Origin of the sequence: Amycolatopsis bartoniae, assembly GCF_014191255.1 — a bacterium.
GTDB lineage: Bacteria > Actinomycetota > Actinomycetes > Mycobacteriales > Pseudonocardiaceae > Amycolatopsis_E > Amycolatopsis_E bartoniae.
Genome location: NZ_JACHWH010000009.1, coordinates 211,844 through 224,609 on the forward strand (window position 1 = coordinate 211,844; position 12,766 = coordinate 224,609).

The 12,766-nt window shown below is 71.4% G+C and carries 15 protein-coding genes; 9 read left to right on the forward strand and 6 right to left on the reverse strand.

Annotation, left to right across the window (positions count from 1 at the left end):
- Positions 1-53 precede the first annotated feature (53 nt).
- Both FHX82_RS30645 and FHX82_RS30650 read left to right on the forward strand, forming a co-directional pair.
- On the forward strand, positions 54-956 hold the full coding sequence (locus FHX82_RS30645; protein WP_145938720.1) for a pseudouridine-5'-phosphate glycosidase: 903 nt from the start codon (positions 54-56) through the stop codon (positions 954-956).
- Positions 953-1,840 carry a carbohydrate kinase family protein gene (locus FHX82_RS30650; RefSeq protein WP_145938721.1) on the forward strand — a complete coding sequence of 296 codons (888 nt, stop codon included), beginning with the start codon at positions 953-955 and terminating at the stop codon, positions 1,838-1,840. Before FHX82_RS30645 ends, FHX82_RS30650 begins: the two co-directional genes overlap by 4 nt.
- Here the strand turns inward: FHX82_RS30650 and FHX82_RS30655 are convergent.
- Both FHX82_RS30655 and FHX82_RS30660 read right to left on the reverse strand, forming a co-directional pair.
- Positions 1,827-2,177 (reverse strand): DUF3099 domain-containing protein, encoded by a 351-nt coding sequence (locus FHX82_RS30655; RefSeq protein WP_145938722.1) that lies wholly within the window; start codon positions 2,175-2,177, stop codon positions 1,827-1,829. The two genes, FHX82_RS30650 and FHX82_RS30655, sit on opposite strands and share 14 nt — an antisense overlap.
- A 56-nt stretch (positions 2,178-2,233) precedes the next feature.
- A complete protein-coding gene (locus FHX82_RS30660) occupies positions 2,234-3,445 on the reverse strand; it encodes an amidohydrolase (protein WP_229880964.1) in 1,212 nt (403 codons plus the stop codon).
- A gap of 38 nt (positions 3,446-3,483) precedes the next feature.
- Here FHX82_RS30660 and FHX82_RS30665 point away from each other — a divergent pair, with 38 nt between their 5' ends.
- From FHX82_RS30665 to FHX82_RS30675, 3 genes are all read left to right on the forward strand, one after another.
- Complete coding sequence (locus FHX82_RS30665; RefSeq protein ID WP_373308642.1) at positions 3,484-4,965, forward strand: DUF7782 domain-containing protein; 1,482 nt, start codon at positions 3,484-3,486, stop codon at positions 4,963-4,965.
- On the forward strand, positions 4,962-5,387 hold the full coding sequence (dtd, locus tag FHX82_RS30670) for a D-aminoacyl-tRNA deacylase (RefSeq protein ID WP_145938725.1): 426 nt from the start codon (positions 4,962-4,964) through the stop codon (positions 5,385-5,387). The genes FHX82_RS30665 and dtd overlap by 4 nt, the downstream gene beginning before the upstream one ends.
- 224 nt (positions 5,388-5,611) lie before the next feature.
- Positions 5,612-6,655, forward strand: a complete 1,044-nt coding sequence (locus FHX82_RS30675) for a sigma-70 family RNA polymerase sigma factor (RefSeq protein WP_145938726.1) — start codon at positions 5,612-5,614, stop codon at positions 6,653-6,655.
- Positions 6,656-6,847: 192 nt separating this feature from the next.
- Here FHX82_RS30675 and FHX82_RS30680 read toward each other — a convergent pair whose 3' ends face one another.
- Complete coding sequence (locus tag FHX82_RS30680; RefSeq protein ID WP_229880961.1) at positions 6,848-7,306, reverse strand: SRPBCC family protein; 459 nt, start codon at positions 7,304-7,306, stop codon at positions 6,848-6,850.
- A gap of 91 nt (positions 7,307-7,397) precedes the next feature.
- On the opposite strand from FHX82_RS30680, the gene FHX82_RS30685 reads away from it, so the two are divergent.
- Genes FHX82_RS30685 through FHX82_RS30695 form a run of 3 tightly spaced genes read left to right on the forward strand, consistent with a single transcriptional unit; the run spans position 7,398 to position 9,497 of the window.
- Positions 7,398-9,065, forward strand: coding sequence for a fumarate hydratase (locus tag FHX82_RS30685; protein WP_145938727.1), 1,668 nt, complete (start codon positions 7,398-7,400; stop codon positions 9,063-9,065).
- A 28-nt stretch (positions 9,066-9,093) separates the two neighbouring features.
- Positions 9,094-9,279: a hypothetical protein gene (locus FHX82_RS30690; RefSeq protein ID WP_145938728.1), complete on the forward strand. Its 186-nt coding sequence runs from the start codon at positions 9,094-9,096 to the stop codon at positions 9,277-9,279.
- Positions 9,276-9,497, forward strand: coding sequence for a PIN domain-containing protein (locus FHX82_RS30695; protein ID WP_145938729.1), 222 nt, complete (start codon positions 9,276-9,278; stop codon positions 9,495-9,497). The genes FHX82_RS30690 and FHX82_RS30695 overlap by 4 nt, the downstream gene beginning before the upstream one ends.
- Here FHX82_RS30695 and FHX82_RS30700 read toward each other — a convergent pair whose 3' ends face one another.
- Both FHX82_RS30700 and FHX82_RS30705 read right to left on the reverse strand, forming a co-directional pair.
- Complete coding sequence (locus FHX82_RS30700; protein ID WP_145938730.1) at positions 9,498-9,944, reverse strand: SRPBCC family protein; 447 nt, start codon at positions 9,942-9,944, stop codon at positions 9,498-9,500. It abuts the gene before it with no gap.
- A gap of 17 nt (positions 9,945-9,961) precedes the next feature.
- Complete coding sequence (locus tag FHX82_RS30705; protein ID WP_145938731.1) at positions 9,962-10,444, reverse strand: hypothetical protein; 483 nt, start codon at positions 10,442-10,444, stop codon at positions 9,962-9,964.
- Between FHX82_RS30705 and FHX82_RS30710 the strand changes: the two genes are divergently transcribed.
- Positions 10,443-11,696 (forward strand): APC family permease, encoded by a 1,254-nt coding sequence (locus FHX82_RS30710; RefSeq protein WP_145938732.1) that lies wholly within the window; start codon positions 10,443-10,445, stop codon positions 11,694-11,696. The two genes, FHX82_RS30705 and FHX82_RS30710, sit on opposite strands and share 2 nt — an antisense overlap.
- On the opposite strand, the gene FHX82_RS30715 is transcribed toward FHX82_RS30710, so the two are convergent.
- Positions 11,657-12,757 (reverse strand): NAD(P)H-dependent flavin oxidoreductase, encoded by a 1,101-nt coding sequence (locus tag FHX82_RS30715; protein ID WP_145938733.1) that lies wholly within the window; start codon positions 12,755-12,757, stop codon positions 11,657-11,659. The two genes, FHX82_RS30710 and FHX82_RS30715, sit on opposite strands and share 40 nt — an antisense overlap.
- Positions 12,758-12,766 lie beyond the last annotated feature (9 nt).

Genomic DNA, 12,766 nt, shown 5'->3' on the forward strand with positions numbered 1-12,766 from the left:
CTGCCACAACCCGCTGGCGGCGCCGCGGGCGGCGTGGCTGAAGATGGACGCCCGTGACCCAGATTTCCCTGTCCGGCGAGGTCGCCGACGCCGTCAACAGCGGCAGGCCGCTCGTCGCGCTCGAAAGCACCATCCTGTCCCACGGCCTGCCGCCCGGCCGCAACCTCGACGTCGCGAAGCGGCTGGAGGAGACCGTTCGCGCCGTGGGCGCCGTGCCGGCGACCATCGCCGTGCTGGACGGCACGCCGACCGTGGGCCTGTCGCCCGCCGAGCTGGAGCGCGTGTGCGCGCCGGACGCGGGGCTGGACAAGCTGTCGCTGCGGGACCTCGGGCCGGCGATCGGGCTGGGCCGCTCCGGCGCGACCACCGTCGCCAGCACGTCCGCGCTCGCGCACCAGGCCGGGATCGGCGTGTTCGCCACCGGCGGTCTCGGCGGCGTGCACCTCGGCGCGCAGGAGTCGTGGGACGTCTCGGCGGACCTCGGCGTGCTGGCCCGCGTGCCGACGCTCGTCGTGTGCTCGGGCGTGAAGTCGGTGCTCGACATCGCGGCCACGCTGGAGGTACTGGAGACGAACTCCGTGCCGGTGCTGGGCTACCGCACCGACGACTTCCCCGCGTTCTACCTGCGCTCGTCCGGCTTCCCCGTGCCGTGGCGGGTCGACGACCCGGCGCAGGCCGCGGCGGTCGTCGCCGCGCACCGGCGGTACTCGGGATCCGGGGTACTGCTGGCGAACCCGATCCCGGCCGAGTCCGAAATGGACGAACGGCTGCACGAGCGGCTGCTGACCGAGGGGCTGCAGCTGGTGCGGGGCAAGGGAGTGCACGGCAAGGACGTCACCCCCGTGCTGCTGGAGCACTTCCACACCGCGAGCGAGGGCGTCAGCCTCGACGCGAACGAGGCACTCGTGCTGTCGAACGCCCGCCTGGCCGCGGAAATCGCCGTGGAGCTCGCGTGAACGTCGTGGTGGTGGTCGGCGACGCCGGCCTGGACGTGATCGCGCGGCACGAGCGGGACATCGTGTGGGGCGGCGACTCGCGGGCCAAGATCCGGCTGACGGGCGGCGGTTCCGGCGCGAACACGGCGTTGTGGCTCGCCGCGACGGGCACCGGCACGACGCTCATGGCACGCGTCGGCGACGACGCCGGCGGCAGGCTGATCCGCTCCGAACTGGAGGCGGCAGGCGTGCGCTGCGCGTTCACGGTCGATCCCGAGGTGGCGACCTGCTGCATCGTGGTGCTCGTCGACCGGGAAGGGCAGCGGAGCATGTTGCCCGACCGCGGCGCCAACGCGCGGTTCTGCCCCGAGGACGTCGACCCGGCGGCGTTCGGCGACGCGACGCACCTGCACCTGTCCGGTTACGTACTGCTCGACCCGTCGTCCCGGCCCGGCGGCCTCGCCTCGCTCGCGGCCGCGCGTGAGGCGGGCCTGACCACGTCGGTCGATCCGCAGGCGGCGGCGCTGCTGACGGATCCCCAGGCGTTCCTCGACGACGTGCGTGGCGTCGACCTGCTGCTGCCCAACACCGACGAGCTGATCGCGTTGACGGGCTCGGCGGAACCGGCCGCGGCGGCGGAGCTGCTGGGCACGGTCGGCGCGGTGGCCGTCACGTCGGGACTGTCCGGGGCGAGCTGGGTGGACGCGGACGGAGTGGTGAGCGTGTCCGCGGACGACTCGGCGTGCGTGGACTCCACCGGCGCGGGCGACGCTTTCAACGCGGGCGTGCTTTCCGCGTGGCTGCAAGGCGAGTCCACAGTGGACGCTCTGCTGGCGGGGACGCGACTGGGCGGGCGGGCCGTGTCGCAGGTGGGCGCGCAGCCGGAGGCCTTCAGCCGTCGATGACGCGGTGTTCGCGGTGCTCCAGCTGCCGGGCCTCGCGCTGGTAGCGGCTGACCTCCTCCGCCTTGCGGGGCGGGCGGTCGTTGGCGATGAGCACCGCGATCCACGGCAGCGGGACCGAGATCACGACGAACAGCAGGGCGAGCCACCAGGTGTGGTAGAAGACGCCGGCCAGGACGAGGCACGGAAAACGCATCCCCATCATCAGCATGTACTTGCGCTTGCGGGTGGCGACTTCTTCCTCGTAGGAGGGGGCGGCCTCGGTGATGAGCACCGGGTCTGCCTCGTCCCCCGAGCCGCGGGACGGACTGTTCACTACGACCACCTCCTGTACCCCCATGCTCCCACTCGCCAGGCCCGTGCGACACCCGGGGAGGTGTCCGATCGGCACGAAAATCAGGCGTCCGCCAGGTACTCCAGCGCCGCCGCCACCAGGGTCTCCACGCCGGCGCGCACGGTGGGGTCCGGCACGGGTGCGAACAGTGACGAGTGGTTCGACGGCACGTCCTGCTCGAAACGGCCCGCCGTGATCGCCGTCAGCACCGTTTCCGGGTCCAGGCCGCCCACCAGCCAGAACACCGACGGCACGCCCGCGGCCCGGCCGAACTCGCTGAAGTCCTCGCTGCCCGTCACCAGTGGCGCCTCCAGCACGTGCTCCGCGCCGACCACCCGGCGGAACACCGACGTCAGCCGCTCGTTCGCCGCGTCGTCGTTGACCGTCACGGGAAAGCTCGCGATGGTCTCGATGTCCGGCGGCTTCGGCGCGCCCGCCGCCTCGGCTTCGGCGCGCACGATCCGTTCGACGGCCGCCAGCACCCTGTCCCGCACCTGCCCGTCGAACGTGCGGATGTTGACCTCCAGCACCGCGTCGTCGGCGATGATGTTGTTCGCCGTGCCCACGTGCAGCTGGCCGACCGTCACCACCGCGGAGTCCGTCGCCGAGATCTCCCGCGACACGATCGTCTGCAGCCGCAGCACCACCGCCGCCGCCATGACCGCCGGGTCGACCGTCGTCTCGGGGCGCGAACCGTGGCCGCCACGCCCGTGCAGGACGATCCTTAGCGCGTCGGTGGCCGCCATGATCACGCCGGGGCGCGTCAGCACCCAGCCCGCCGGCCCCGGCACGACGTGCTGCCCCAGCACCACCGACGGCCGCCCTGCCACGTCGAACAGCCCGTCGCGCAGCATCGCCGCCGCGCCGGCACCCTGCTCCTCCCCCGGCTGGAACACCACGACGAGCGTCCCCCGCCAGGCATCGCGGTCGCCCGCGAGCACGTTCGCCGCGCCGGTCAGCCAGGTCGCGTGCATGTCGTGCCCGCACGCGTGCATCACGCCCGGTACCTCGCTCGCGTAGTCCAGCCCGGTCTTCTCCTCCACCGGCAGCGCGTCGATGTCCGCGCGCAGCATCACCACGGGCCCGTCGCCGTTCCGCAGCACGCCCGCCACCCCGGTGCCGCCGAGGCCGCGGTGCACCTCGTAGCCCGCCGTTTCCAGCCGCCGCGCCAGCTCCGCGGCCGTGCGGTGCTCCTCGAACGAGAGCTCGGGGTGGCGGTGCAGGTCGACGTACAGCTTCCGCAGCTCGGGCAGCAACTCGTCCAGGGCAGTCATCCCGCCATGAGAGCACATGCATGGGAAGATCTCCGCTCGTGACTCCCGAGTTCTCCGACGACCTGTGTGCCCGCCTCCGCGAAGCCTTCCAGCGGACCCAGTACGACGCCGACGGCGTCCTCGCGGTCCTCGGCGGCGCCGCGCACGCCGCCCTCGGCCGCAACGAGCCGGAGCTGGCGTACCGGGCGAGCCGCGACGCCGGAGACCTCGGCACCCTCATCCGGCTGTTCCTCCTCGGCAGCGCGGAGCCCGCGAAGGAGGCCGAGGCCGCTCTCGCGCCCGTACCGCTCGAAGACGCCCTCGCGGTGGGCCTGGTCCGCGGCGACGGCGAGCTGCTGCGAGCCGGTCTCGACGTGCGCCCGCACGGCGACGAGCAGGGCGAGTGGTGGGTCGTCTCGGACCTGGACTCGGAGCTGCTGGGCGGCGAGGTGCCGCCGGAACACGTGCTCGGCGTCGGGCACGCGTCGCTCAGCCTCATCCGCGCGACGGTCCGCCGTCCCGTCGGCACCCTGCTGGACCTCGGCACCGGCTGCGGGGTGCAGGCGCTGCACGCGGCGAGGCACGCCGGACGGGTGACGGCGACCGACCTGTCCGAGCGGGCGCTCGCGCTCGCCGACGCGACCTTCCGGCTCAACGAGCTGGACGTGGAGCTGCTGCGCGGCGAGTGGTTCGCGCCGGTGGCGCGGCGCCGGTTCGACCAGATCGTGTGCAACCCGCCGTTCGTCGTCGGGCCGCCGCGCGTCGACTACACCTACCGCGACTCGGGGCTGGCCGGGGACGACGCGTCCGGTCTCGTCGTGCGGCAGCTGCCGGCGTTCCTCAGCGACGGCGGGGTGGGACAGCTGCTCGCCTCGTGGTTGCACGTCGAGGGCGAGGACTGGGCCGATCGAGTGACGCGGTGGCTTCCGCGGGGCACGGACGCGTGGTTCGTGCAACGCGACGTGGCCGACCCGGGACTGTACGTGGGCACGTGGCTCCGCGATGCGGGGATCGACCCGCGTTCGCCCGAGGGCCGCGCGAAGGCGGGCGCCTGGCTGGACTGGTTCGCCGAGCACAAGGTGCAGGGCGTTGGCTTCGGGTTCGTGACCCTGCGCCGCGCCGAGGTCGACCATCCGACAGTCGTGTGCGAGGACCTGCGCCAGGCCTACGACGACCCGCTGGGCCCCGAGGCGGGCGCGTGGCTCGACCGGGTGACCTGGCTGCGTGAGCACGGCGACGAGCTGCTGGACACGCGGTTCCGCGTGCCGCCGACGGTGCTGCTGGAGAGCGTGGCCGGCCCCGGCGAGGAGGGGTGGGAGACCACCATCCGCCGCCTGCACCGCACCGACGGGCCGGGCTGGCAGCACGAGGTCGACGAGCTGGCGACGGCCCTGCTGGCGGGCTGTCAGGGCGCGCTGCCGCTGTCGGACCTGCTGGAGCTGCTGTCGTTCGCCCACGGCGGTTCGGTCGAAGACCTCGAAGAGGCCGCGTTGCCGATGATCCGGGAGCTGGTGCGGCACGGGATGGTGGAGCCAGCGTGAGGGCGGTGGTGGCCAGGGTCACCGAGGCGAGCGTCACGGTCGACGGTGAGGTCGTCGGTGCGATCGACGAGCCCGGGTTGCTGGTGCTACTCGGCGTGCACCGCGACGACGGTCCGGACGCAACCGTCACGATGGCACGCAAGCTCCACGAGCTGCGGATCCTCGAAAACGAGCAGTCCTGCGCCGACACGGGCGCCCCCCTGCTCGTGGTGAGCCAATTCACGCTTTACGGCGACACGCGCAAGGGACGGCGTCCATCCTGGATCGCCGCTGCCCGTCCGGACACGGCGCGAGGAATTTTCGAGCGAGTCGTCGGTGAACTCCGCGGGCGCGGCGCTCGTGTCAGTACCGGTGTCTTCGGGGCGAAGATGGCCGTGCGGAGCGTGAACGACGGACCGTTCACGGTCCTCGTAGAGGTCTAGACCACCTGAACTCTCAGGGAAACCTCAGGTTTGGTGGAGCAACCGGCACGAGGGCCGTGCGCGTCCTTCTCTCCGAACAGCCGGGAACGTTTTGGGCACCGAAGGCGTTGACCCAGTTATCCGGCCGACAAGCCGGACTCGCGCGCCGGGTTCCACAGGCTCGGCGCACGAGGCACAGCCGGTGTGACGCACCAACGTGTCAGCCCGTGACCGGGGAGGCAAACATGTCAGTACAGACCCTCGAACGGAAGACTCGGCGAACCCGCGAGCGGGTCGTCCCCGAGCCTGCCTCCGAGCCGGCCTTCGACTCCAGCGTACGCGTTCCGCCGAACCTCGACGCCGACCTCGACGCACAGGGCCCCGCCGCGGACCTCGTCCGCGTGTACCTCAACGGCATCGGCAAGACAGCGCTGCTGTCGGCCGCCGACGAGGTGGAGCTGGCCAAGCGCATCGAGGCGGGGGTCTTCGCCCAGCACATGCTCGAAAGCGAGCCGAACCTGTCCGCGGAGCGCCGCGCCGAGCTCCGCGCCCTCATCCGGGACGGGCACCAGGCCAAGAACCACCTGCTGGAGGCCAACCTCCGGCTGGTCGTGTCGCTGGCCAAGCGCTACACCGGCCGGGGGATGCCGCTGCTGGACCTCATCCAGGAGGGGAACCTGGGGCTGATCCGCGCGGTCGAGAAGTTCGACTACTCCAAGGGGTTCAAGTTCTCCACCTACGCGACGTGGTGGATCCGGCAGGCGATCACCCGCGGCATGGCCGACCAGGGCCGCACCATCCGCCTTCCGGTGCACCTCGTCGAGCAGGTGAACAAGCTGGCCCGCATCAAGCGTGACCTGCACCAGCAGCTGGGGCGCGAGGCGACCAACGAGGAGCTGGCGGCGGAGTCCGGCATCGCGGCGGAGAAGGTCGCCGACCTGCTCGACCACGCGCGCGACCCGGTGAGCCTGGACATGCCGGTGGGCACCGAGGAGGACGCCCCGCTGGGCGACTTCATCGAGGACTCCGAGGCCACCGACGCCGAGAGCGCCGTGATCTCGGGCCTGCTGCAGGACGACCTGCGCCGCGTGCTCGCCACGCTCGACGAGCGCGAGCAGGCCGTGATCCGGCTGCGCTACGGCCTCGACGACGGCCAGCCGCGCACGCTCGACCAGATCGGCAAGCACTTCGGACTCTCCCGTGAGCGCGTGCGGCAGATCGAGCGCGAGGTCATGGCGAAACTGCGCCAGGGTGAGCGGGCCGAACGGCTGCGCGCCTACGCCAGCTGATCACCCTGTGAAACCTGCGGTTTACCCAAACGGCAGCGTTGACATATGAGCTAGATCACGAGACGGTCGAAGCAACGCACCCGGGGCCGGCACGTCTCTCCAGGTGTGAGCTTCGCGGGGGGCGTCTCGTGCGCCCGCTCGCTTTCCCCGGAAGGTCGGGTCCGTCGGGGTGGGCCCGGCCTTCCGACTTTTTCAGTCCTGTACTGACTCCGCCAGCTCGGCGAGCTTGTCGAGCGAGGCCCGGAGCTTGTCGGCGGTGGTGGCGCGGGCGCGAACGAGCCGCTTCTGGTCGGTCAGGCGGGACCAGTCGTAGGTGTGCGTCACCCTGGTGCGGCTGTCCCCGGCCGGTTCGAGCTCCCAGCGCCACAGGTGTCCCGGCGGCTCCTGGCCCGGTTCCGACGGGCGCCACGCGATGCGGCGGCCTTCTTCGAACTCCACCACGTGGTTGTGCCGCGTGCCGCCCTGGGTGATCCTCATCGTGAACACCTCGCCCGTGCCGCGCACCCGCTGCCCCGCGGGCGCTTCGGCGAGGTTCTCGTTGCCGTCCCACCCCGGTTGCCGCGCCGGGTCGGCGATCAGCTCGAAGATCCGCTCGGCGCTCGCGGCGATTTCGCGTCGTGCGGCCACGACCTTCTGTGTGTCTGCGGTCACCAGCCGATTCAAACACACCACACGGTCAGCGCCGGGTTTCGCGCGGTAACGTTCCAGGCCACCCGAACCGCCCGCGCAAGGGAGCCGTGCGTTGACCGCCACCACCACCCCGTTCCAGTACACCGACGTGCTGCCGCTCGCCCCGGACACCCACACCGAGTACCGGCTCGTGACGCCGGACGGGGTGCGGGTCGTCGAAGCGGGCGGGCGCACGTTCCTCGAAGTCTCGCCCGAGGCGCTCACCAAGCTGGCCCGCACGGCCATCACCGACATCCAGCACCTGCTGCGCTCGTCGCACCTGGCGCAGCTGCGCGCGATCGTCGACGACCCCGAGGCCAGCGGCAACGACCGGTTCGTCGCGATGGACCTGCTGCGCAACGCCGCGATCTCCGCGGGCGGCGTGCTGCCGATGTGCCAGGACACCGGGACCGCGATCGTGATCGGCAAGCGCAGCGAAGGCGTGCTCACCGGCGGCGACGACGAGCGGGCGCTCGCGCGCGGCGTGTTCGAGGCGTACCAGGAGCTGAACCTGCGGTACTCGCAGATGGCGCCGGTCACGTTCTGGGACGAGAAGAACACCGGGACCAACCTCCCGGCGCAGATCGAGCTGTACCACAAAGATGGCCAGGGCGACCCTTCCTACGAGTTCCTGTTCATGGCCAAGGGCGGCGGCAGCGCGAACAAGACCTTCCTCTACCAGGAGACGAAGGCGGTGCTGAACCCCAAGCGCCTGGCGAAGTTCCTGGACGAGAAGCTGCGCAGCCTCGGCACCGCGGCATGCCCGCCGTACCACCTGGCGATCGTCGTGGGCGGCATGTCGGCCGAGTTCAACCTCAAGGTCGCGAAGCTCGCCTCGGCCCGCTACCTCGACGACCTGCCGACCGAGGGTTCCGAGCTGGGCCACGGGTTCCGCGACCGCGACCTCGAACAGCAGGTGCTGGAGATGACCCGGCAGTTCGGCATCGGCGCCCAGTTCGGCGGCAAGTACTTCTGCCACGACGTGCGTGTCATCCGGCTGCCCCGGCACGGCGCGTCCTGCCCGGTGGGCGTGGCGGTGTCCTGCTCGGCCGACCGCCAGGCGAAGGCGAAGATCACGGCGGACGGCGTGTTCATCGAGCAGCTCGAACGCGACCCGGCGCGCTTCCTGCCGGAGGTCACCGAGGACGACCTGTCCGACGAGGTCGTGCAGGTCGACCTGAACCGGCCGATGGACCAGATCCGCGCCCAGCTGGCGCAGCTGCCGGTCAAGACGCGGCTGTCGCTGACGGGGCCGCTGGTGGTCGCCAGGGACATCGCCCACGCGAAGATCGCGGAGCGGCTCGAAGCGGGCGAGGACATGCCGCAGTACCTGAAGGACCACCCGGTGTACTACGCGGGCCCGGCGAAGACCCCGGAGGGTTACGCGTCCGGCTCGTTCGGCCCGACGACGGCCGGGCGCATGGACTCGTACGTGGCGCAGTTCCAGGCCGCGGGCGGTTCGCTCGTGATGCTGGCGAAGGGCAACCGGTCGAAGCAGGTCACCGCCGCGTGCCAGCAGTACGGCGGCTTCTACCTCGGCTCGATCGGCGGCCCCGCCGCCCGGCTCGCGCAGGACTGCATCAAGCAGGTCGACGTGCTGGAGTACCCGGAGCTGGGCATGGAGGCGGTGTGGAAGATCGAGGTCGAGGACTTCCCGGCGTTCATCGTGATCGACGACAAGGGCAACGACTTCTTCGCCGAGACCTCGGAGCCGGTGCTGCAGATCAGCTTCCGAAGGTGAATGTTCTTGAACGTCGCACACTCGTTTGGTGACCGCTCCTCCTGAAGGGCCCCGGAAGCAGAGCCGGTTCGACGAACTGGTGGCACAGGGAGCCATCCGGGCCGCCGAGCGGAACCTGACGACGAAGGACCTGGACCAGTACACGCGGATCAGCGTCCCCGAGGACGTGGACCCGCTCGCGATCCTGCTGAAGATGCGGGAGCACGAGCGGTGATCTACCTGCTGCGCGACCACAACGAGATCAAGGTGACCGACACCATCCGGGACGCGGCGGCCCGCGTGCCCGGCCTGGTGCGCTCGCTCGACGCCATCCACGTCGCCAGCGCGGAGCAGCTCGGGTCCGAGCTGACCGCGCTGGTCACCTACGACAGCCGGATGGCGGAGGCGGGCCGGAAGGCCGGGTTGCCGGTCGCCATGCCCGGCGTCGAGTGACTACCTGCTGGTATTGACCGCGAACATGCCCGCCAGCCGGTCGAGGGTGGCGTCGATGCCCTGCTTGTTCTTCTTCGGGAAGAAGCTCACGCTGATCAGGAGCGGGATCCGGGCGGTCGACCAGTCGAACGTCTCGGTGACCCTCGTGCCGCCCTCGACCGGTTCCAGCTGCCAGCGCCAGCGGTGGCCGTTGAAGTGCCGCCACGCGATCAGGCGGTTCTCCTCGTACTCCACCACCGTGTTGAGGATCTTGTAGGACGCGCCCATCTTCATGTCCATGCCGAACTTCGAGCCGAGTTCGAGCTTCTCCGGGCCGCCGGGCTGGGCGCCCCGGACGGTGCCGGACCCGTCGAGCAGCGCGTGCTTCGACGGGTCGGTCAGCAGGGCGAAGATCTCCTCGGGCGAGGCCGCGATCGTGCGCGTACCCGAGACCTGGCGCTTTCCCATAGGGGCAGCTTAGTTACTCACCGGTTCTGTTTGAGACTGACGAGGATCACCTTGCGCTGCCCCAGCGGTTCGCTCAGCGGCACCGACACCAGCGGGTAGCGGATGTCCATCGTGCACATCCTGCCCTGCATCGTGGACTGGGTCTCCCGCAGGTTGACCACGATCTGCTGCGCGTTCTCCTGCTGCACCTCGGCGGTGGCCCGGCCGCAGCCGCCCTCCTCCGCGCGGAAGTACAGCGCCTTGCCGTCCGCTGTGACGTACACCTCATGGGAGTAGTCCTGGGGCAGCTTCGACGCGTCGACCTGAGCGGGCGGCACGACGGCGCTCCCCGCGGGCGGGGTCTGCGCGCTGCCCGGCTGCACCGGCAGCGCGGGCGACGGGGTCACCGACGCGGGTGGGGCAGGCGCGGCCCCGGGGGAGACGGTCTCCGGGCGCTGTCCGCACGCGGTCGCGGTGACCAGGACGATTCCGATTCCGGCGAGCAATCCGTTCCACCTCATGCCCGTAGGACGGAACGAGCCCGCCGCGGGGTTGCATGATGTGCGCGTGGAACTGACACGCAGGCTGGGCACGGGTGACGCGGTGGTCCTCGGCCTGGGTTCGATGATCGGCGCGGGTGTGTTCGCCGTGTTCACGCCCGCCGCGCAGGCCGCGAGCACGGGGCTGCTCGCCGGGCTCGCGATCGCCGCGGTGGTCGCCTACTGCAACGCGACGTCCTCGGCCCGGCTGGCCGCGGTGTACCCGTCCTCGGGCGGGACGTACGTGTACGGCCGCGAACGGCTGGGCGAGTTCTGGGGTTACCTGGCGGGCTGGGGTTTCGTGGTCGGCAAGACCGCGAGCTGCGCGGCGATGGCCCTGACCGTCGCCGCGTACGTCGCACCGGTGGGGTGGCAGCCGTACGTCGCCGCGGCCGTCGTGCTCGCGCTCACCGGGCTCAACTACCGCGGCGTGCAGCGGTCGGTGCTCGCGACCCGCGTGATCGTCTCGGTGACGCTGCTCGTGCTCGCCGCGTCGGTGATCGCGATGTTCCTGTCCGGGCGGGATCCCGGCGGACCAAGCGCCTCGTTCTCCCTCGGTGGCGTGCTGCAGTCCGCGGGGCTGCTGTTCTTCGCGTTCGCCGGATACGCGCGCATCGCGACGCTCGGCGAGGAGGTTCGCGATCCGGCACGGACGATTCCGCGGGCGATCCCCATCGCGCTCGGGCTCACCCTCGTTGTCTACGCCGCGGTCGCGGTGGCGCTGCTGTGGCGACTCCGGCCGGAAGGCGTGGCGTCGCTGGCGGATCCGCTCGCGCACGCGGTGCCGCACGGGATGGCGCCGGTGGTCCGCGCGGGAGCGGCGCTGGCCGCGCTCGGATCACTCCTCGCGCTCGTGCTCGGCGTCTCCCGGACGACGTTCGCGATGGCGCGCGACGGGCACCTGCCCCGCGTGCTGGCCGCCGTGCACCCGCGCTTCGGGGTGCCGCACCGGGCCGAACTGGCGGTCGGGCTCGTCGTGGCGGTCCTCGTGCTGCTCACCGACCTGCGCGGCGCGATCGGGTTCTCGTCCTTCGCCGTGCTCACGTACTACGCGATCGCCAACGCCAGTGCGTGGACGCTGCGCCGGTCCGCCGTGCCCGTGGTGGGACTGGCCGGTTGCGTGGTGCTCGCGTTCAGCCTGCCGGTGGCGTCGGTCGTGTCCGGCTGCGCGGTGCTGGCCGCGGGAGTGCTGGCCTACCTCGTCTTTTCCAGGCGCGCCAAGGCTTCCTCGTAACCGCTGAGCAGGTCGGCCATGATCTCCGCGACCGGGCGCACCCGGTCGATGCGGCCGATGATCTGGCCCGCGGGCATGGACACCAGCTCGGGGTCGCCGGCCTCGTGCAGCCGGTTGTGCGCGGGCGAGACGAGCAGGTTCTGCAACGGCATCGGCAGCGGTTTCGGCGCGTCCGGCGCGGTCCACGCCTCGGTCCACCGGGTTTTCAGCAGCCGCGCGGGTTTGCCGGTGTAGATGCGCGTGCGGACGGTGTCCGACGACGTCGCGCGCACCAGCGCGGTCTGCATCGCGACGGAGTTCGGCATCGTCTGCAGGTACTCCTCGGTGGCGAGCCACAGCGAACCCGTCCACACCCCGGCCGCGCCGAGCGCGAGCGCCGCGGCCATCTGCCGTCCCGACCCGATTCCGCCGGCGGCGAGCACGGGCGCGTCCACCGCCTCCGCGATCTCCGGCAGCAGCACCATCGAGCCGATCTCGCCAGTGTGGCCGCCGGCCTCGTATCCTTGCGCCACAACGAAGTCCACGCCGTTGTCCACGTGCCGCCGGGCGTGTTCGGCCTTGCCCGCGAGCGCCGCGACGGGAACGCCGTGTGCGTGCGCCTGCTCGATCACGTCGACCGGCGGCGAGCCGAGCGCGTTGGCGATCAGCTTGATCGGGTGCCGCAGCGCGACCTCGACGTGCGAGCGGGCGACCGAGTGCAGCCAGCCCAGCACACCCGCGCGCTGCTCGGCCTCCGCGGGCAGCTCGGGCACGCCCAGTTCGCGCAGCGTGCGCTCGACGAAAGCCTTGTGCTCCTCGGGAATCAGCTTGTCGAGGTCGACCTGCGTGCCCTCGGTGGGCACCTTCGCGGGCATCACGACGTCGACACCGTACGGCCTGCCCTCGGTGTGCTCGTCCATCCAGTCCAGCACGTGGTCCAGCTCACCGGCGTCGTTGAACCGGACGCAGCCGAGCACCCCGAGCCCGCCCGCCTTGCTGATCGCGGCGGCGACGTGCTCGGACGGGGTGAAACCGATGATCGGGTGCTCGATGCCGAGCGTTTCGCACAGAGCGGTGTGCATGCGGGGTCT

What these genes read in the sequence shown, in the direction of transcription:
- FHX82_RS30660 (WP_229880964.1), bottom strand. Translation starts at nt 3,445, where the DNA reads ATGACTGCCCTGGACGAGTTGCTGCCCGAGCTGCGGAAGCTGTACGTC.
- FHX82_RS30715 (WP_145938733.1), bottom strand. Translation starts at nt 12,757, where the DNA reads ATGCACACCGCTCTGTGCGAAACGCTCGGCATCGAGCACCCGATCATC.
- FHX82_RS30700 (WP_145938730.1), bottom strand. Translation starts at nt 9,944, where the DNA reads ATGGGAAAGCGCCAGGTCTCGGGTACGCGCACGATCGCGGCCTCGCCC.
- FHX82_RS30710 (WP_145938732.1), top strand. Translation starts at nt 10,443, where the DNA reads ATGCCCGTAGGACGGAACGAGCCCGCCGCGGGGTTGCATGATGTGCGC.
- FHX82_RS30655 (WP_145938722.1), bottom strand. Translation starts at nt 2,177, where the DNA reads ATGGGGGTACAGGAGGTGGTCGTAGTGAACAGTCCGTCCCGCGGCTCG.
- FHX82_RS30705 (WP_145938731.1), bottom strand. Translation starts at nt 10,444, where the DNA reads ATGAGGTGGAACGGATTGCTCGCCGGAATCGGAATCGTCCTGGTCACC.
- FHX82_RS30675 (WP_145938726.1), top strand. Translation starts at nt 5,612, where the DNA reads ATGTCAGTACAGACCCTCGAACGGAAGACTCGGCGAACCCGCGAGCGG.